20 protein-coding genes and 1 pseudogene are annotated in these 17486 nt (G+C 71.5%); 9 read left to right on the top strand and 12 right to left on the bottom strand.

The window, feature by feature from the left end:
• Nucleotides 1-28: 28 nt before the first annotated feature.
• The 12 genes and pseudogenes from LUX31_RS32865 to LUX31_RS32805 all read right to left on the bottom strand — a co-directional run bounded on the left by LUX31_RS32865 (nucleotide 29) and on the right by LUX31_RS32805 (nucleotide 8496).
• Nucleotides 29-349 (bottom strand): hypothetical protein, encoded by a 321-nt coding sequence (locus tag LUX31_RS32865; RefSeq protein ID WP_235478939.1) that lies wholly within the window; start codon nucleotides 347-349, stop codon nucleotides 29-31.
• A 31-nt stretch (nucleotides 350-380) separates the two neighbouring features.
• Complete coding sequence (locus LUX31_RS32860; RefSeq protein WP_235478938.1) at nucleotides 381-1607, bottom strand: MFS transporter; 1227 nt, start codon at nucleotides 1605-1607, stop codon at nucleotides 381-383.
• Entirely contained in the window at nucleotides 1604-2119 is a 516-nt protein-coding gene (locus LUX31_RS32855; protein ID WP_235478937.1) for a hypothetical protein, read from the bottom strand. The genes LUX31_RS32860 and LUX31_RS32855 overlap by 4 nt, the downstream gene beginning before the upstream one ends.
• On the bottom strand, nucleotides 2116-2967 hold the full coding sequence (locus tag LUX31_RS32850) for a winged helix-turn-helix transcriptional regulator (protein ID WP_235478936.1): 852 nt from the start codon (nucleotides 2965-2967) through the stop codon (nucleotides 2116-2118). The genes LUX31_RS32855 and LUX31_RS32850 overlap by 4 nt, the downstream gene beginning before the upstream one ends.
• A 52-nt stretch (nucleotides 2968-3019) precedes the next feature.
• Nucleotides 3020-3430, bottom strand: a complete 411-nt coding sequence (locus LUX31_RS32845; RefSeq protein ID WP_235478935.1) for a hypothetical protein — start codon at nucleotides 3428-3430, stop codon at nucleotides 3020-3022.
• Nucleotides 3431-3446: 16 nt separating this feature from the next.
• Nucleotides 3447-3890 carry a hypothetical protein gene (locus tag LUX31_RS32840; RefSeq protein WP_235478934.1) on the bottom strand — a complete coding sequence of 148 codons (444 nt, stop codon included), beginning with the start codon at nucleotides 3888-3890 and terminating at the stop codon, nucleotides 3447-3449.
• Entirely contained in the window at nucleotides 3887-4357 is a 471-nt protein-coding gene (locus LUX31_RS32835; RefSeq protein ID WP_235478933.1) for a hypothetical protein, read from the bottom strand. Before LUX31_RS32835 ends, LUX31_RS32840 begins: the two co-directional genes overlap by 4 nt.
• Nucleotides 4358-4462: 105 nt before the next feature.
• On the bottom strand, nucleotides 4463-4822 hold the full coding sequence (locus LUX31_RS32830; protein ID WP_235478932.1) for an SH3 domain-containing protein: 360 nt from the start codon (nucleotides 4820-4822) through the stop codon (nucleotides 4463-4465).
• Between the two features lie 153 nt (nucleotides 4823-4975).
• Nucleotides 4976-5683, bottom strand: coding sequence for a hypothetical protein (locus tag LUX31_RS32825; RefSeq protein ID WP_235478931.1), 708 nt, complete (start codon nucleotides 5681-5683; stop codon nucleotides 4976-4978).
• Nucleotides 5684-6468: 785 nt separating this feature from the next.
• Nucleotides 6469-6939 (bottom strand): annotated as a pseudogene (locus tag LUX31_RS32815) (hypothetical protein); the annotation flags it as partial.
• The gene (locus LUX31_RS32810) at nucleotides 6936-7490 is read right to left on the bottom strand and encodes a DUF4913 domain-containing protein (protein WP_235480141.1); all 555 of its coding nucleotides are present in this window, start codon (nucleotides 7488-7490) and stop codon (nucleotides 6936-6938) included. The pseudogene LUX31_RS32815 and the gene LUX31_RS32810, both read right to left, overlap by 4 nt.
• 250 nt (nucleotides 7491-7740) lie before the next feature.
• Nucleotides 7741-8496 carry a DNA-methyltransferase gene (locus tag LUX31_RS32805; RefSeq protein ID WP_235478930.1) on the bottom strand — a complete coding sequence of 252 codons (756 nt, stop codon included), beginning with the start codon at nucleotides 8494-8496 and terminating at the stop codon, nucleotides 7741-7743.
• 530 nt (nucleotides 8497-9026) lie between these two features.
• Here LUX31_RS32805 and LUX31_RS32800 point away from each other — a divergent pair.
• The 9 genes from LUX31_RS32800 (at nucleotide 9027) to LUX31_RS32760 (ending at nucleotide 17480) form a co-directional block, all read left to right on the top strand.
• Nucleotides 9027-10130, top strand: a complete 1104-nt coding sequence (locus LUX31_RS32800; RefSeq protein ID WP_235478929.1) for a C40 family peptidase — start codon at nucleotides 9027-9029, stop codon at nucleotides 10128-10130.
• 124 nt (nucleotides 10131-10254) lie between these two features.
• Complete coding sequence (locus LUX31_RS32795) at nucleotides 10255-10620, top strand: hypothetical protein (protein WP_235478928.1); 366 nt, start codon at nucleotides 10255-10257, stop codon at nucleotides 10618-10620.
• A 258-nt stretch (nucleotides 10621-10878) separates the two neighbouring features.
• Nucleotides 10879-11187 carry a DUF6112 family protein gene (locus LUX31_RS32790; RefSeq protein ID WP_235478927.1) on the top strand — a complete coding sequence of 103 codons (309 nt, stop codon included), beginning with the start codon at nucleotides 10879-10881 and terminating at the stop codon, nucleotides 11185-11187.
• A complete protein-coding gene (locus LUX31_RS32785; protein ID WP_235478926.1) occupies nucleotides 11188-11874 on the top strand; it encodes a hypothetical protein in 687 nt (228 codons plus the stop codon).
• A 36-nt stretch (nucleotides 11875-11910) separates the two neighbouring features.
• The gene (locus LUX31_RS32780) at nucleotides 11911-13272 is read left to right on the top strand and encodes an SCO6881 family protein (protein ID WP_235478925.1); all 1362 of its coding nucleotides are present in this window, start codon (nucleotides 11911-11913) and stop codon (nucleotides 13270-13272) included.
• Nucleotides 13273-13357: 85 nt separating this feature from the next.
• A complete protein-coding gene (locus tag LUX31_RS32775; protein ID WP_235478924.1) occupies nucleotides 13358-14827 on the top strand; it encodes an SCO6880 family protein in 1470 nt (489 codons plus the stop codon).
• 58 nt (nucleotides 14828-14885) lie between these two features.
• Entirely contained in the window at nucleotides 14886-15356 is a 471-nt protein-coding gene (locus LUX31_RS32770; RefSeq protein WP_235478923.1) for a DUF6238 family protein, read from the top strand.
• 26 nt (nucleotides 15357-15382) lie between these two features.
• On the top strand, nucleotides 15383-15922 hold the full coding sequence (locus LUX31_RS32765) for a hypothetical protein (RefSeq protein ID WP_235478922.1): 540 nt from the start codon (nucleotides 15383-15385) through the stop codon (nucleotides 15920-15922).
• A 43-nt stretch (nucleotides 15923-15965) separates the two neighbouring features.
• Entirely contained in the window at nucleotides 15966-17480 is a 1515-nt protein-coding gene (locus LUX31_RS32760; protein WP_235478921.1) for an ATP-binding protein, read from the top strand.
• The last annotated feature ends 6 nt before the right edge of the window (nucleotides 17481-17486 follow it).

Here is a 17486-nt window from a genome sequence, read left to right as displayed (position 1 = left end):
ACGGACGGTCGGCGGGACGGTGCCCGGTTCACGGGCTGCGTCGGCGGCGCGTCTCGATCGCGGAGGCCCAGTGCGGGTGCGCGGCGATCAACTGGCGTGCGTACAGGGCCGTGTAGTTGTTGTTGAGGCCCTTGACCCCGTGGGGGTGGCGCCAGCGCAGGGCCTCGAACAGCGCCTTCATCCCGACCCGGGTCGCTCCCTGGCCGAGGCGTTCGGCGACGAGCTGCTCCAGGGCGCGGTAGACCCAGGGGTGCTGTGCGTTGAACACGCGGAACTGGTCGGTGATGGAGGGGCCGTCCCGGTGCGGGAGGCCGAGGCCGGGAAGTCCGTCCTGGGTGATGGTGGGCATGTGCGGCGAGGGGTCCTCTCGTACCGGAAGGTCAGGCGGATCGGGCGGTCAGGGTGCGCAGCCGGGCGAATGCGGTCGCCAGACCGAGGGCCTGCAGGAGGGCGGCGGCGGTGAGGGCGTGCCCGAGCTGGGCGACCGGGACGGCGGCGACGAGCAGTCCCGCGACGGGGTAGGGCAGCAGGAGCAGCAGAATCGTCACGGCGAGGGTGCTGGCGAACACGTCCGCTGGGATGAGGTGGGAGCGCAGGGTGCGCAGGACGACGGTGAGGCCGCCCTCGCCGGTCATCAGGACGGCGATGAGCAGGAGGTATCCGTGGTAGGTGTGGGTGTGGGCGACGGCGAGGGTCGCTGAGGCGGCGATCGCGGCGGCGATGGCGCCGACCGGCCACAGGCCCCACCGGTCGATCGCCCGGCGGGCGGTGGTGATCGCGATCAGGGAGACGAGGGCCGCGGCGGACCAGATGAGTCCGGCCTGGGCGCTGGAGCGTCCCAGTTCGCTGACCACGATGACCGGCAGGGCCGCCTGGAGCAGGGCGACGGCCGTGTTGGAGACGACCAGGCCGCCCACCAGCCAGGCGAGAGCGGGAAGTCCCCGCAGTGTGCGCCACCCGGTGCGCAGTCCGCCCTTGCTGCTCACCGCGGCCCTCGCCGTGGTCCGGTGGCCGGAGGCGAGGACGGCGGCGAGGACGGAGAACGCGGCGAGCGTGCCGAGCATGACGGCCGGTCCGCCGTGTTCCAGCAGCAGGCCCGCCACCAGGGGCCCGGCGAGCATGGCCGTCTGGTCGATGCCCAGCAGCACGGACTGCACCCGGTGTGCCCCGGCTCCTGCCGCCCGGCTCGCCTCGCCGCCCGCGGTCTCCGCCGCGACATAGCTGAACTCGGTGAGGAAGCCGGTCAGCGGGGCGAGCGTCATCACCGTCACCACCGCCGCAACTCCCGTACCGTGCACGGCCAGCAGGAGCGCGGCCACCAGAGCGACCACGGCCCGCAGGGCACACGCGGTGCGGAAGACGCGGGCGATCCCGTGACGGTCGACGAGGGTGCCGGCCACCGTGAACGCGCCCAGTCGGGGCAGCCACTCCAGCGCGAAGGCCAGTCCGGTCAGCGTCGCCGACCCCGTCGTCGCGACCACGATGAGCGGGATGCCGTAGGTGGCGAGGGCGAACGCGGCACCGTCGGCGCTACGGGGCAGGTAGACGCCGCGCACCAGGGACGACGAGGCGGGGCGGCGGGCGTGCTGGGCGGAGCCTGCCCTCACGCGGCGATCTCGGGATCGGCGACCCCGACGACCTGCGGATGGTCCTGCAGCCACTCCTGAAGGAGGCGGCGCAGCCGTGCGAACTCCGTGTCAGCCTCCGAGTTCGCTGGGGCAACGTCGGCACGTCGCCGGGGTCCGCTGTGCGAGGGGCGTATCGGTGGCTGGGCCAGGAGCGCGAGGGTGTGCTGGATCCGGCCGGTGAAGTCGCAGACCGGAGCCGGACGCTCGTGGCGGCGAGCCCAGCGGGCCATCGCGTCGTACACGTCGGCCAACTCCACGCCGGCCGTGGTCAGGCTGAGGCCGGCGCCGGGCTGTACGTGGACGAGGCCGAGCACGCGGGCCTGGTCGGCGCTGTGTCGCAGGTGGTCCGCGTGGATGTCGGTGAGGGTGCGGGTCAGCGCGCGGGGCGGGATGGGGCCGTTGTCGTCGATCTCGGTGATCAGGCGGATCAGGGCCGGCAAGGACAGGACCGCCTGGGCGCGCTGGACGTCGGTGGTGGAGAGGGTGGTCATCGGCGCGGTCCTCCCGCCGGAAGGGCCGCCGTCGGGCGGGCGGGGGTGGCGTGGGAGAAGAGTCCGCCGTGCTGCCAGGCCGGGGACGGGTTCGTGCGGGTGTTGGCCGGCGCGGGCGTGGCGGTCGGGGCGGGAAGCCGCGCCGGGTTGCTGACCCACTTCTGCGCGGCGGGCGGGTCGTCCGGCCGTCCCCAGACCGGGTGGCGTACGGCCTGCCGCAGGGGTTGTCCCGCAGACCATGCGGACAGCGCGCCCAGGATGGGCCCGAGAGCGTCGCCGGCTGCGGACAGGCGGTAGGGGTGCCCGGTGCCGTCGGTGTCGACCAGGCCGTCGGCGACGAGCTGGCGCAGCGGCGGGTAGACGTTGGTCCAGTCGCTGTCGGGCATGACCAGCCGGGCCAGGGTCCGGCCGCTGCTCTCCCCGCGGACCTTCAGCACCCACAAAAGCGCGACGGCGTGCCGCCGGGTCAGGAGGGTGAGGCCGTCCTCGATCTGCTCGATCGCGGGCAGCGGCCTCTCCGGCTTCTCCAGGTTTTTCTCGGCCCAGGTGACGATCAGCGGCAGGACCGGCAGCAGGGCGGCGGCACGGTCGGTGTGGCCGTAGGTGACGTGTCGGGTCGTGTGCTCGGTGCGCTGGACAAGGCCGGCATCGCACAACTGCTTCAGCTTGAGGTGCAGCTGGCCATTGAGCAGCCAGGACACCTTGCGCGCGATCTCCTTGTAGCGCAGCGGCTTCCCGTCGAGGGCGAGCAGGATCCTCGCGTTCCAGCGCGGAGTGATCATGGCGAGGGCCTGGGAGACCCGGGCGATGTCGGTGTCGGCGTCGGGAGGCAGACCGGTGAGGGCCAAGGGAGCAACTCCTGGGTGAAGGAAGAAAAGAAGGGGGGATGCCCGCGAGGGGTCAGCGGCTCGGAGCGGCGCTCGTCGCCGCCACGGGAGGCGCGGGCGCGGCGGGCGCGGGCGCCGGGGACGGCTCGGGGGCGGCGACGCGCCCCAGGCTCTGGAGTACGGCCAGTGCCGTCGTGGCCTGGACGTCGCGGACGGCGACCGCTTCTGCAAGCCGGCGGGCGCAGTCGAGAATGTGCGACGCCTCGTGGGTGCTGATCTGCCCTTCGCCAGCGACGAGTTGGGCAAGCCGGTCGCGGTTCGAGGCGATGCTCTGCTCGGCGAGGGCGAGGCCGTGGTACAGGCCGAGGAGTGCGGAGAGCATGCCGGGCGGCAGGTCCTGCGCATGGGTGGCGAGATCGGCGAGCGGGGCACCGTAGAGGTCCTCGATGCGTCCGGCGATGCCGGTGGACGTCAGGTGGGGCATTCGGGGGCTTTCACGGTTACCGGGCCCGGGCCACCCCGGCACGCTGCGGTGCCGGGGCGGCGACGGCCGTGGACGGAGCGGTGGTGACCTGGGGTTGCGCCGTGCGGACGGGCTGGGTGCGGTGGCCGGTCGGCGGCATGGTGCGCAGCAGGGTGTCGATCGCGGCGCGGTATCCGTCGCGGGCGTCGAGTGCCGCCTGAAGCCACTCGGCGTCCATCCGGAGGGCGTCGGGGGACAGTTCGCCCATGTCGCGGTCGGCCGCCGTGGCGTCGTGCACGCGGTCACGGACCCGGGCGACCTGCTCCTCGGCCAGGGCGAGGAAGGACCGCAACTCCAGCGCGCGGGTCAGGGCCGGGGAGGCATCGGACCGTACCGCCATCTCGTACAGCTCATCGATCGGAGCGTCGAAGACCTGGTGCAGTCGGGCGTCCACGGAGCTGGGCTTGCGCCGGGTGCTCACCGTGTCACGCCCTTTGCGGCCTGCGGCGCGCTGACCGGCCGGGGCGGGGCGCTGGTCGGCACCGCCGGACCTGGGCGGGTGGCGCGGAGTCGGGCCAGCCGTTCGGCGGCAAGGCCCTGCTTGCCCGGGGCCGTCGGGTCCAGATACCACCGCAGCGTCTGGGCCCGCCCGTCGCGCGCGACCACGGCTGCCTCGACACGGCGGACCAGGGCATGCGTCCGGTCGGCGACAGGGTCGGGCTGGGTCTCCAGCACCACCATCAGGTCGTGCTCCGCACGGTCGAGGACCGTCTGGGACTCCAGGAGAAGCCCGTGCCAGCGGACGATGTCGGTGGCGTCCGGATTGGCGTCCGGCGCCGCGGCGACGACGGCCTTCAGCTGCTCCATGCTGAGTCCGAAACGGGCTTCGATCTGTTCGGTGAGCACGTCCACGACATCGACCGTGCCGTCGGATATCTCGTCGGACAAGAAAGAACTCCTTGGCGGCAGGGGCCTATCGGCGCCCATGAGCGTGAGAATGCGAAAGAGCGGTCAACTCGGCTTAAGAAGCGGCCGGTTGGTGCCGACTGCTCGTCAGTCGAGGCACATGCGTACGTCGCGGTAGACGTACTTGCCGGACACCCAGCCGGTGACCTTGGTGGTCTTGTCGGTGATGTACACCCACTTCGCGCCCTTGGTCGTCTTGTGCACCGTGAACTTGTGCGACTTGTAGAGGATGCCGACGGCCGTGGACGCGGTCGTGGCCTTGGAGCGGATGGTCACGGCGCTGGTGCCGTGGACGGCCCACGGCAGGTACGGGTTGCTGGTGCAGGACGATGCGGGCAGTGCCGTGGCGGCGGATACCGGGGCCGCGGTGGCCGCCGAAGCCGACGCAACCGGCAGTGCGAGCGCCCCGAGCACGGCTGCGGATATCGCTATTCGGGTGGAACGCATGCGGAAGAAACCTCCATGCAGGAAAAGAAAGAGGGGTGGGGAGAATCGGCCGGGGTTGTTGTCCCGTCGGCCGTAAATAGAGTCCGGAGAATCGCCGGTTTGGCCAACCGGCGATCGTCGGCTATGTTGCGCCGCGCCCGTCGGCGTTGTTGCTCAGCGCGATTTGCCGGGCGGGCGCGGAATGGACGCTGTTGGCGGGAGTGCCGGGCGGGTCGCTGACGTGGCCGGCCGGACCGGCGGGAGGGGGCCGGCCGTGCCGGTGAGCCGGTCGTCGCACCACGTCAGGGCCTCTTCGACCGTGGCGAAGCCGCCCTCGCGCAGGGTGTGCGTCCACGCACCGGTGTCGACCTCCTCGACCACGACGCGGAACGGCGAGGTGGCCCGCTCGTCCAGGGCGCGCAGGGCCACCACGGTGACCATGTCGTCCGGGTCGTCGCGGGTGTAGGAGTAGCCGAGGGCGTAGTGGTTGCCGTCGCCCGCGAGGCGTTGTTCAAGAGCCCGCGTCGCCTCGTCCGCCGGCGGCCCCTGCTGGGGGTCGAGGGTGATGGCGTCGGCGGGACAGCCGCGGTGGATCAGCCAGGACTGCGCCATCGAAGGCAGCGGCAGCGGGGCCTTCTCGAAGTCGAACGTCCGCTTCTCGTGGTGCCGGTGCAGGTGGACGGCGACGTACCGGGGGACGCCGGGGTGGCCCAAGGTGGCGGTGCGGTCGAACAGGACGTAGTAGCTGTGCTCACGGCCGGCGGTGTGGTGCTCGGCGAGCGGGAGGAGCATGTCCTCGTTGACTTGGACCTGTCGGTAGAAGTCACGGGAGATCTGCTCATCGGCGTCGAGTTCGTCGACGTCGAAGTCGACTTCAGGCATGTCGCCCGGGGCGGTCGGCGGTGCAGAGGAGGGCAACAAGAGCCTTTCGGGGGCGGTCAGCGCCGGGGTGCTGGGGTGGACGGCCACGCTCCGGGCCGTGCCGCCACCGTCTGTACCCCGGCTGACGGGGGACGGCGTCCGGCGGCGAGTGCAGCGCGGCCGGCGTCGGTGAGGCTGACGGGCTGTCCGGCGTGGACCGGGTGGCTGGTGTCGACGGACACGAGACCACCGGAGATGAGGCGCTGCAGTTCGGTGTAGGGGATGCGGGTGCCGGAGGCCGCGGTGACCGCGAGGCGGCCGGTCAGGAGGTGCTCGTAGAGCTTGGCGCCGCCGGCAATGGCCAGCAGGGCCGCCTGATCGGCAGTTGAGATTTCCTCGGCCGCCGCTCCGGAAGCCGCACTCGCGGTGGCCTCGATCGGTGCCAGGGCGGTGAGCACCCGTCGTACGGCGGCGTCCCGGACGTCGGCCGCGTCCCGCAGCTGCTTCACGGTGCGCTCGATCCGGCTGAACAGGGCGGTATCGATCGGGAACTCGCCGCTGGACAGGCGGTTCAGCAGGGTGCGGTAGAAGGTCACGCCCGTCTCGGCCTGGACCAGCTCACGATGCCGGTCGACCAGGCCGCTGTGCGGTTCATCGAGGACGCTTCGGTCGCGGTGGGCCCACAAGGTGTCGACGACGTGACCGGTGGCGGCCTCGATCCGGGAGTCGAGCGAGGACAACACGCGCCGGGCTGCTGCCGACGCGGAATCACGGGACATGGACGGGGACTTCCGTGTACTCAAAGGGTGTGACGCGACGGGCGCGGCGCGGGGCAGGCCGGGCGTCGCGGAGGGGAGGGGGCCGGGCCTCGGTGCCGGGCCTCGGGCCGCGAGCTGCGGCGACGCCGAGCGCGCCGCGTGCGTGCGCGCGCTGAGCGGGCGGCGCGACATGCCCAGGCGCCGCCCGACTTCGTCGTAGACGTCGTTGCCGGCCCGGGGTCTGACGGCCACCACGTAGATCTCCCGTTGGTGCACCGCGTTCTCTGGGGCCGGCCGCAGGCCGTAGACGACCCGCCAGTCCTTTCGGGCGTCGACGAAGAGCTTGCGGTAGCCCTCCAGGTCGCCCGTCAGCCGCAGCCCGAAGCGCTGGCCGTTCACGACGTCCTGCAGGTAGGCCAGAGTGAGGTCGCGGATGTCGCTGGGTGCCTGGAGCAGGTCGGTCAGGGCGCGGGGATCGAAGCTCAAGCCGAAGGCCGACCGTGGCCGTCCCCCGCTCATGCCGTCAGCTCATACGGTCCACCGGAGTCCGGCGACTCGGGCTGCGCGGTCGTCTTCTGCGGACGTGCGGACGGAGGCGGACCGGGCAGGATCCGGTGCGCGGGCCGCTCCGGGGAGGTCATACAGGCCGACAGCGGACCGCCCGGCGCGCGGACGGCGGCGATGGTGTGGGTGAGGAAGTCCCGGTGCCACACCGCCATGCCGGACAGGCCCGCCTCGGGATCCTTGTGCTGCTGGTAGGCCATCCACAGGGCGTGCAGCCAGGCGACGACGTCCTGGTGCTCCTGCCACTGCGGGCACCAGGGCGCCGCCGTGGTGACCTCGGCTCCGTAGACGGGCAGGAGCCAGTCGTCCACCCAGTCCGACAGCGCGTCGAGTTCGTCCTCGTACGCCTCGCCCTCCAGTTCCAGGATGGGACGCGGCTCCGGGGACGGTGCCGGGGGCGGTCCGCCGAATCCCGGCAGGCCGAAAGCGGCGAACGGCGATCCGCCGGGTGCCGGGGCGGCGGCCAGATGGTCGAGCTGGCGGGCCTGCTGCGCCGACTCCTCCATCAGCCGGCGCACACTGGCCTCGATCCCCTCCAACTGGGAGTCGGGCAGGCGGACCGGTTCCAACTCCCCCTCATTGGGGGGTTCTACGGATTCAGGCATGAAAGCAATGGCCTCCTCGGCCGTGGGAATGGCAGGACACGCCACGCGGTGGCGAACAGGCCGACCCGCAGGAAAGGCGAGGTCCGCCCCGGATGCCGGCCTGGGATTGCGAAAGTCACCAACTATCGCTGAAATAGGGCCTGTTGGCGGGTCAGGCGGTGAGGATCAGGTCGTCCTGGGCGAGGGTCTGGCGGATGGTCTCGGTGAGCCGGTCGGCCGCGACGGCGGCGTACTGCTCGGTCTTCTCCACGCCGATAAAGTCACGGCCTTCGAGGAGCGCGGCGACCCCGGTCGAGCCCGAACCGGCGCAGAAGTCGAGCACCGTGCCGCCGTCGGGGCAGATCTTGACCAGCTCGCGCATCACCTCGACGGGCTTCTGCGTGATGTGCCGCCGGGCCGAACCGGACGGCTGTGAGGCGGAGTACATGCCCGGCAGGTAGACCGGGTTGGCCGAGCCGTCGATCGCGCCCTTGGAGGCCCAGACGACGAACTCGCAGTTCTGCGTGAAGCGCCCCTTCTGCGGGCGGGCCTGCGGCTTGTGCCAGGCCAGCACGCCCCGCCACAGCCAGCCAGCCGCCTGGATCGCGTCCGTCGTAACGGGTAGCTGACGCCAGTCGGTGAACAGCAGCGCGGTCCCGCCGGTCTTGGTGAGCCGGTGCGCCTCGGTCATGATCTGCGTCAGCCAGAATCCGTACGACCGCTGGTCCATGTTCTCGCCGGTGAAGTCCGGCAGCGTGTGCTGGGCATCGGCGGAGGTGTACTTCTGCTTGGCCGACCGGCTCGTGCGTTCCTTCGCGGTCCGCCCGCCCGAGTTGTAGGGCGGATCGGTGATCACGGAATCGACGCAGTCGTCCGGCAGCTTGGAAAGGACGCTCAAGGCGTCGCCCTGATGCAGGGAAAAAGGCAAAGAGGAACCCCGATTCGGGTCGGTGAATGCGCATGCGCAGGAAATGACCGCCTCGCACAATGGCGTCCCCGCGGAACCGAAAATGGGCATACAGAAGCCCGAGGCCGCAGACCGGGGAGGGCGAGGGAGTCCTAAAACTGTAGAGGCGAATCGGCCGACGACCAAGAAGTGCCCGCCCGAGGGACCGGAATCCGGCACATCCCGCCGACTTTTTGGTCAACGGCCGATTCGGGCCTACTGTTTTTGAACCGCCCGGCGCACACCGCCGCTGGCGCTCCCCCTTCTTTGCCTCCTGGAGGTTCCCCCTGCCCCAGCACACCTAGCGCTTTTCGGCCCCGCCGAGCGAGCGGCAACTCGCCCACGGCCGGCCGACGCACTCGATCGCCCACCCCGGCCGCCGCGCCTCCTTCCACGACGCCACGCGCACGCGGCACGCCGGACACCGCATCCAAAGGACCCTTGATGACGCCTCGTTACCCGCCCCTGCCCAGGTCACCGGACCGCGACCGCCGCCGGGGAGGCTCCTCCGATTGAAGGGCGTGGCCGCCGGCATCGGCGTCTTCGTCCTCTCCCCTCTCCTCCTCGCCGGCACAGCCATGCTGATGGCCACCAGCAGCGAGGCCGCCCAGAGCACCTACTCCTCCCTCACGTGCGTGGGCGACGTCGACACCGACACGGTCGTCGAGCAGGTCACCAAGATCCTCAACGGCGCGGACGCCAAGACCGTCCGCGTCGAGGGCCTGTCCCTGCCCGAGGAGCAGATCCCCAACGCCCGCACCATCGTGGCCACCGGGATCAGCCTGAACGTGCCGAAGAAGGGACAGATCATCGCGCTCGCCACCGCGATGCAGGAATCGCGGCTGCGCAACCTCAGCTCCGGCGACCGCGACAGCCTCGGGCTCTTCCAGCAACGGCCGAGCCAGGGCTGGGGCACCGCCACAGAGATCCACGACCCCGTCTACGCCTCCACCCAGTTCTACAAGCACCTGCTCGCGGTGGACGGCTGGCAGCAACTGACCGTCGCCCAGGCCGCCCAGAAGGTCCAGCGCTCGGCATACCCCGACGCCTACGCCGACTGGGAGGACCTGGCGAGAGCCCTGCAGAAGGCGATCGCCGCGACGTTCCCCGACGCCAGCCAGGACACCAGCGAGACGGACACCGCGTCCTGCGCGGCGACGGAGGACGGCTCGGGGTACGGCACCATCCCGGAAGGGTCGGTGCCGAAGGGCTACTCAATCCCGAAGGACGCGGATCCGAAGGCGCGCAAGGCCATCGCCTGGGCGATGGCGCAGCTCGGCACGATGTACCAGTGGGGCGGCACCTGCACCGCGCCGCACGGCCCCGACCCGATGGGCCGCTGCGACTGCAGCTCGCTGACGCAGCAGGCGTACAAGCACGCCGGCATCGCCCTCACCCGCACCACGTACACGCAGATCAACGAGGGCAAGGCCGTCTCCGTCAAGCATCTTCAGCCGGGTGACCTGATCTTCTCCCGCGGCAGTGCCGCCCGCCCCGAACACGTCGGCATGTACATCGGCTCGGGCCTCGCGATCGAGGCACCAAGGACTGGAAAACCAGTTCGAATCACCCCTCTCGCGGACTGGGACATCCTCGCCGCGCGCCGCGTCATCTGATCCCCGTTCCGGGCGCGGCAGCCCGGGCCCACCACTCCCGACCGGGACCCCGCCCGCCCCCGCGGACGGGGCCCGCAGGACCCAGCCTCCTGCCCTCTTTCCCCTGACACCACGGAGCACCTCTTTGATATCCCGTCACCGCGCCCAGCGTGCCCTCGCGGCAGCCTCTGTGGGTCTGGCCGTCGCCGCCGGCGGCCTGGCCACCGCCTCCACCGCGCAGGCGTACGACACCGACACCACCAAGATCTCGTGCAGCGCGGTCAAGGTCCGCAAGTCGCCGTCGACGACGGCCACCGCGGTCGGTGTCGCCTACCGAGGCGACAAGATCACCTACGACCAGTGGGTCTACCTGAAGGCCACCAAGACCTGGTGGACCCGGGGCACCGTGACCCGCAAGTCCGACGGAAAGAAGCTGCGCGGCTACGTGATCTACAAGTGCGCCAACCCGTACGGCACCAACGGCGCGCCCACCCCGTCGATCCCGAAGTAGCGCACCCCGGCGGCCGGTTCGGATTCCGCGCCGCAGCACTGTCGCCGGCAGCACGGCCCGAGGCGCGGCCTCGCCCGAGCATCGCCGCGGCACCTGCCGTGTTCTCGTGCACGCCGCACCTCCCTTCTGGGGCGCCGATCCGGCTGGCCGTCTCCCGGCCCGCCGTCGGCTCTCCCCTTTTCCAGGCACTCGCCGCCCTCGCTTCCCCTTCTTCCGTGATTCCCGCGCGCCGGGCTTCGGCGCGCGCAAGGAGCCTCTTTGCCCCTGCTCGAAACCGTGCAGTACCTGGCCTACGACCCCGGCATCACGCCCTCCGGCGGCGGGTTGCCTGGTCTGGCTGTGTTGAAGAACGTCGTCAATTCGATCAACCTGTTCGCGATCGTCGCGGTGGTCGGCGCGCTCGCCGTCTCCCTCGGTGTGTGGGCCTGGGGCCACCACACCGGCGGCCACCAGGCCGAGGCCAACGGCAAGAAGGGCGCGGTCGTGTCGGCGGGCGCCGCCCTCGGACTCGGTGCCGCCAACGGGATCGTGGCGTTCTTCTCCGCCCTGGGGTCGCAGGTCCACTAAATGCCGAAACGATTCCCTTCCCTGTCCGGGTACGGCCTCGCCTGGTCGACCCGCCAGCGCACCCTGGTCATCGCGACCGGCCTCGCCCTCCTGCTCGCCCTCGCCGCCGTCGTCGCCCTGCTCACCGGGCGCACCACAGCCGGAGACAACCAGGCTGCCGCTCCGTCCTCCGGGCCGAGCAGCAGCACCTCCGCGTCCGCCGGCCCGTCGCCGTCGGCCGGGGCCGGTTCGGTGGCGAAGCCTCCGCAGCTGGCTGACCCGGTCGCCTTCGCCAGGGCCGCCGCCGCGATGCTCTGGTCGTACGACACCCGCGCCACCAGCCGCGATGAGCAGCTCGCCGGGATGCGTGCGTGGCTGACGTCGGAGACGAAGTACGCCGACTGGTCCTCGATCGCCGCGCAGGTGCCCGATCCGGTGCTGTGGTCGCGGATGGCCGACCAGGACCAGTACGCGACTGCCACCGTCACCGAGGCCCACTACCCCTCGGCGTTCAAGGAAGCGCTGGCGGACGACCCGTCGGCGATCACCGAGGCGTACATCTACGCCGTCACCGTCACCGGCAAGCAGCAGATCGCCTGGACGAAGGGCGGAGCCGGCGCCGAGGACCGCTCCATCACCCTCGCCGTGCAGTGCCGCCCCAACGCGAGCTGCTCCCTGGTCTCCATCGCCCCGAGCGTCGTGCCCTGACGCCTCAAGCCCGTCTGAGAAAGGAGGGACTCCCCTTTGGGCTTCTGCGACCTGCCCGTCGCGTCCCAGCTCTGTGCCGTCGGTGACGCCGTGGACTTCGCCTCCGACCCCGGTACGGCCATCGGCAACTGGATGGCCAAGAGCGCTGGCGAACTCGCCGCCGCCGCAGCCGACTTGGCTGCCGAGGCGGTCAACACCACCACCAAGGTCGACTTGAATGCCGGGTGGTTCCGCGACAACTACGAGATGATCCTGCCGATTGGCCTGATCTGCCTCGTCGCCACGTTCTGCGCCCAGCTCGTACGCGCCGCGATCCGCCGCGACGGCCAAGCGCTCACCCAGGCATTCACCGGCACCGCCACCGGCGTGATCTTCGCGTTCACCGCCATCGCCTTCACCACCGTCGCCATCGAAGTCGTCGACGCACTCTCCGACGGCCTCCTCAAAGCCGCCAACCTCGACATCGCCACGGCAGTGCGGCGCATCGTCAAGGTGGGACAGATCGCCGAGCTGTCCGGCCTGGGCTGGCTCGTCACCGTCTTCGTCGGCATCGGCGCCGCGATCGGCGCCATCCTCTACTGGTGCGTGATGATGGTCCGCAAGGTCGGCATCCTCGTCATGGTCACCCTCGCCGTCTTCGCAGGAGCCGGCGGCGGCTGGGAAGCCGCCCGACGCTGGCGCAAGGGATGGATCGAAGCCACCGCCACCCTCGTGGTCAGCAAGCTCCTCATGACCGTGATCTTCGTGCTCGGCATCGCGGCGATGGGCAAGACCGAGGCCAAGGACGGTATCGCCGCCCTCGCCGACGTCATGGCCGGCATCGTCATCATGGCCCTGGTCCTGCTGTGCCCGTACGCCACGTTCAAGTTCGTGCACTGGGCCGCCTCCGAAGGCTCCGACGCAGAAACGTTGCACCGCTCCGGCGGGGCCGGCGCGCAGATGGCCCGCCAGCACGCCGAACGTGCCGGACGCAAGGCCGCCGCCGCGGTCGCCACCGCCGGAACCGGCGGACCAGCCGCCGCAGCAGGAGGCGCACCCCAGGGTCCGGACGCCGTCCCCGGCGGCTTCCCGGGCGATATCGCCTCCAACCCCACCCCGAGCGCCGGCACCGAAGGCAGCAGCTCAGGAACCTCGTCGTCCGGCAGCGAGGAGACCAAGAGCGGTCTGGACAAGGCCGTGCAGCCCCCGCCCACTCATGTCGCCGACGACACCAGCAGCCAGATGGGCGGAACCCCCAGCCCAGGCGGCTCGGGGTCCGGCACCGCGGCCAGCCCGGCTGGTGGATGGCAGTCCTCTCCGCCGACCACGGCTCCGCCGCCGCAGGGCGCCCCGCCGCCCCCGAACTCCAGCAGTTCGACCAGGACCGGCACACCACCGCCTTCGCCTACCGGCCTCTGACCTGCCCTTCGCGCCGGGACGGCACCCCGCACCCGCACCCGTGGGGGTGCCGTCCCGGCCCCGCGCTCCACCGGAAACCGGCTCCTTGTCTGAACTCGCTTCCCCGATCACGGTCAAATTCCCGCACCGCTCCCGGCGCGGCATCCTCCTGGGCCTCTCCTTCCCTCAACTCACACTCGTCTCAACGGCGTTGGCGCTTCTCCTGATTACGGTGGTGACCAGCGGGCTGCTCGGCGCGCTCCTCCTGACCCCCGTCTGGGCCGTCGCCGCCGCCCTGGTCGTGGTGCGCCGCAACGGCCGCTCCCTGATCGACTGGGCGCCGGTCGTCACCCGCTACGCCCACCGCCGCCGCACCGGCCAGACCCTGTGGCTGGCCCGGCCCGTCACCCGGCCCCGCCAGGACGGCATCCTGCACCTGCCCGGCACCGCCGCCTCGTTGAAGGTGGTCACGCCCGGCGACTCCGCCAACGGGGCCGCCGCCGTGCACGACCCGCACGGCCAGACCCTCACCGCCGTCGCCCGCGTCACCTCACGCGCGTTCGCGCTCTTGGACCCGGCCAGTCAGAACCACAACGTCGCCGGATGGGGGCGGGCCCTGGCGGGCATCGCCCGCACCGGGCACGTCGCCACCGTGCAGGTCCTGGAGCGCACCGTCCCCGACAGCGGCGACACCCTCGCCCGCCACTGGACCCACTATGGCCGCCCCGAAACCCCGGTCGCCGGACAGGTCTACAGCGACCTGGTCGCCTCCGCGGGACCGGCCGCCGCCCCGCACGAGACGTACCTGGCGATCTCTCTCGACCTCAAGGCCGCCAAGCGCCTGATCTCCCAGGCCGGCGGCGGACTGCCCGGCAGCTTCACCGTGATGGAGCAGACCACCTCAGCCATCGCCCAGGCCGCGCGCAGCGCCGGACTGATGGTGACCGGCTGGCTGACCGCGCGGGAGATCGCCGCCGTCATCCGCACCGCCTACGACCCCAGGGCGCTGTCCGCGCTGCAGCAGTGGTCTCCCGCCGGCCGGGCAGAAGCCGATCCGGCCGCCGCCGGGCCCGTGGTCCAGGTCGAGGAGTACGACCGGCTCGCCACCGATACGGCCCGGCACGCCACCTATTGGGTCGAGGACTGGCCCCGCACCGAAACGAGCGCAGGCTTCCTGCACGGCCTGATGTTCACCGCCGGGGTCCGCCGTGCCCTCTCCCTTATATACGTGCCGCAGGGGCTCGAGTCAGCGATGCGCGACGTGCAGCGCACGAAGGCGGCGATCATCGCGGACGCCAGCGAGCGCTCGCGCCGCGGGCAGGTCGACTCCGAAGCAGACTCCGTCGAATACGCCGACGTCAAGATGCGGGAACGGCAGCTGATCGCCGGGCACGCCGACGTGGCGCTGACCGGGCTGCTCACCGTGTCCGCCGCAACCGATGCGGCACTTGACGCCGCGTGCGCGCAGATCGAGACCGCCGCCGTCACCGCCCAGGTCGACCTCCGACGGCTCTACTACCAGCAGCCCGACGCCTTCACCCTCGGCGCCCTTCCGCTCGCCCGCTCGGCCCTGTAACCCCCGCCCCGGTGCCGGCCGACGTCCTGCCACCGCGGCAGGAAGGAACTCTTCCCCTTTGCCCTCTGCTCTTCCCGTCGGCGACGCGTACCCGTATCTGCGGGCCGCCAGCGCCGGCATCCGCCACCACGCCCGCGCCCTCGCCCCACGCACCCAGCACACCGCCACGCCCGCGGACCGCGTGCACCTCGACGTGCTGCACGCCCATCTGACCGCGCTTCACCACCTGCTCGACCAGCTCGCCGCAACCACCCGGCCCCCGCACCCCGCCGCCGGACGGCAGCTGGCCACCGCGCACACCCGGCTGTTCCAGGCCGCCGCCGCGGTACACGACGCCTTCCACCTCCTGCCCGCGACGGACAAGACGCCGACGGACACGGAATGCCACCCCGAGCGGCTGCCCGAGGGACCACCCGTCCTGACCATCTGCCAGCGCCACCTCGCCGCAGGTCACATCGTCCGCCGCAAGACCACCCCGAGCGACCTCAACACCCCCCTGCACGGCCACACCACCGCCTGCAGCCGCTAACCCCGTACCACCGAAAGGCCCCGCACTTGCGCGCCCTGAAGCGCTCCACCTCCGCCGCCGTCGCCCTCGCCGCGCTCACCGGCACCGCCGCCCTGGCCACCGCCACTCCGGCATCCGCCGCCAGCTACCACTGCAAGACCAGCAGCCACTCGGTCGACGACCCGAGCTACACCGGTCCCGACTCGGACAACTGGGACTTCGACGTCACGCTGTGCGCCATGCGTTCCGGCGGCTACATCTACACCACCGCCACCGTCTACTGGGACGGCCCGTACACGGCGAAGAACCGCTCGACCCTGACCTTCAACAAGGCCCGGTTCGTCCTCCAGACCAAGAAGAGCGTCAAGGGCACGGACCCGGTCGTGAAGTCCGGCGCCTATACCGGACTTGAGCACGCGCTCGAACACAGCAGCAGCAACGGCAACGGCTCGTATTCGACCGGTACCCTCAAGTCCAAGGCGGGCTCCGGGCGTTACCTCGCCGACGGCTACATCCAGCTGGACTGGTCGGGCGACGGCAAGAGCTACCGGGCTCCGATTCTCTTCACCGCCTCGCCGGTCGTCTGACCGCCGCGCCGCCAGACCGCCGTCCTGTGAAAGCCGCCCCGCTATGAGTCACCGGCCTGCGCGCCGCGCCCGCCGCGCCAGCGCCAGCCCCCTGTTCACCCCGCACGGTAGCGACCGTGCTTCCCGCAAGGCCGCCCGTCGGCAGCTCGCCGAGGCCGCCGCGAAAGCGCGCGTCGAGGCCGCCGCCCACACCAGCGGCCCCGACGTGGAGGAACAGGCAATGCCGGCGCCCCTCTTCCCGCCCGCCGGTCGGCCCGGCCCCGCGTCCGCCCGCCACAGCAGGCTCAAGCTCCCCGCCCACCGTATGACCACCGCCACCGCGAGCGGGGCCTACCCGTTCCTCGCCGAAGGCGGCCTCGGCGCCGAGGGCATCTACATCGGCCGCGACGTACACGCCGAAGCCAGCTTCTGCTTCGACCCGTTCGCCCTGTACGGCAAGATCGAGGGCTTCACCAACCCGAACATCCTGTTGGCCGGGGTAATCGGCCAGGGCAAGTCGGCGCTGGCCAAGTCGTTCGCGCTGCGGTCGGTGGCCTTCGGCTACCGGGTCTACGTCCCGTGCGATCCGAAGGGGGAGTGGACGCCGGTGGCGCAGGCGCTGGGCGGCACCTCCATCGCGCTCGGGCCGGGCCTGCCCGGCAAGCTGAACCCCCTGGACGCAGCTCCCCGGCCGAACAGCGTCTCGGAGGCCGACTGGGCGGGCGAGATCCGCAAACGCCGCCTGCTGCTGCTCGGCTCACTGGCCCGCACCGTGCTCGGGCGGGACCTGCTGCCGATGGAACACACTGGCCTCGACGTCGCGCTGGACGCCGTCGTCACCCGCGCCACCGCCGCCGGACGCACCCCGCTGCTCGGCGACATCGCCGCCACCCTCAACAACCCCGACGCACTCGACCGGGCCGCCGGCCTGATGTCCGGCCGCCTCGGCGACGCCTCCCGCGACCTCGCCCACGCCATGCGCCGCCTCGTCCACGGCGACCTCGCCGGCATGTTCGACGCCCCGAGCACCGTCGCGTTCGACCCCCACTCACCGATGCTCACCATCGACCTGTCCCACCTGGGCGGAGCCGGCGACGACACCGCCCTCGTCCTCGCCATGACCTGCGCCTCCGCCTGGATGGAATCCGCGCTCACCGACCCGAACGGCGGGAGGCGCTGGATCGTCTACGACGAAGCCTGGCGCCTGATGCGCCACCCCGGCCTCCTGCAGCGCATGCAGTCCCAGTGGAAACTCTCCCGCGGCCTGGGCATCGCCAACCTCATGGTCATCCACCGGCTGTCCGACCTGCTCACCGCAGGCGACGCCGGATCCCGCGGACGGGCCCTCGCCGAGGGCCTCCTCGCCGACTGCTCCACCCGCATCATCTACCGCCAGGAGACCGACCAACTCCACGCCGCCGCAGCCCTCCTGGGGCTGACCACGGTGGAGACCGGCGCGATCTCCCACCTCAACCGGGGGCGGGGGCTCTGGCGGGTCGCCGGACGATCTTTCATCGTCCAACATCAACTCCACCCGCACGAGCTGGCGCTCTTCGACACCGACGCCCGCATGCACTGAAACCCC

Origin of the sequence: Streptomyces sp. GQFP (assembly GCF_021545335.1) — a bacterium.
Classification (GTDB): domain Bacteria; phylum Actinomycetota; class Actinomycetes; order Streptomycetales; family Streptomycetaceae; genus Streptomyces.
This window is presented reverse-complemented; position numbering and strand designations above follow the sequence as displayed.

Bases quoted from the DNA above. Each gene is read 5' to 3' on its own strand.
- LUX31_RS32810 (WP_235480141.1), bottom strand. From the start codon at position 7,490: ATGGAGGAGTCGGCGCAGCAGGCCCGCCAGCTCGACCATCTGGCCGCC.
- LUX31_RS32785 (WP_235478926.1), top strand. From the start codon at position 11,188: ATGCCGAAACGATTCCCTTCCCTGTCCGGGTACGGCCTCGCCTGGTCG.
- LUX31_RS32855 (WP_235478937.1), bottom strand. From the start codon at position 2,119: ATGACCACCCTCTCCACCACCGACGTCCAGCGCGCCCAGGCGGTCCTG.
- LUX31_RS32865 (WP_235478939.1), bottom strand. From the start codon at position 349: ATGCCCACCATCACCCAGGACGGACTTCCCGGCCTCGGCCTCCCGCAC.
- LUX31_RS32845 (WP_235478935.1), bottom strand. From the start codon at position 3,430: ATGCCCCACCTGACGTCCACCGGCATCGCCGGACGCATCGAGGACCTC.
- LUX31_RS32830 (WP_235478932.1), bottom strand. From the start codon at position 4,822: ATGCGTTCCACCCGAATAGCGATATCCGCAGCCGTGCTCGGGGCGCTC.
- LUX31_RS32825 (WP_235478931.1), bottom strand. From the start codon at position 5,683: ATGCCTGAAGTCGACTTCGACGTCGACGAACTCGACGCCGATGAGCAG.
- LUX31_RS32760 (WP_235478921.1), top strand. From the start codon at position 15,966: ATGAGTCACCGGCCTGCGCGCCGCGCCCGCCGCGCCAGCGCCAGCCCC.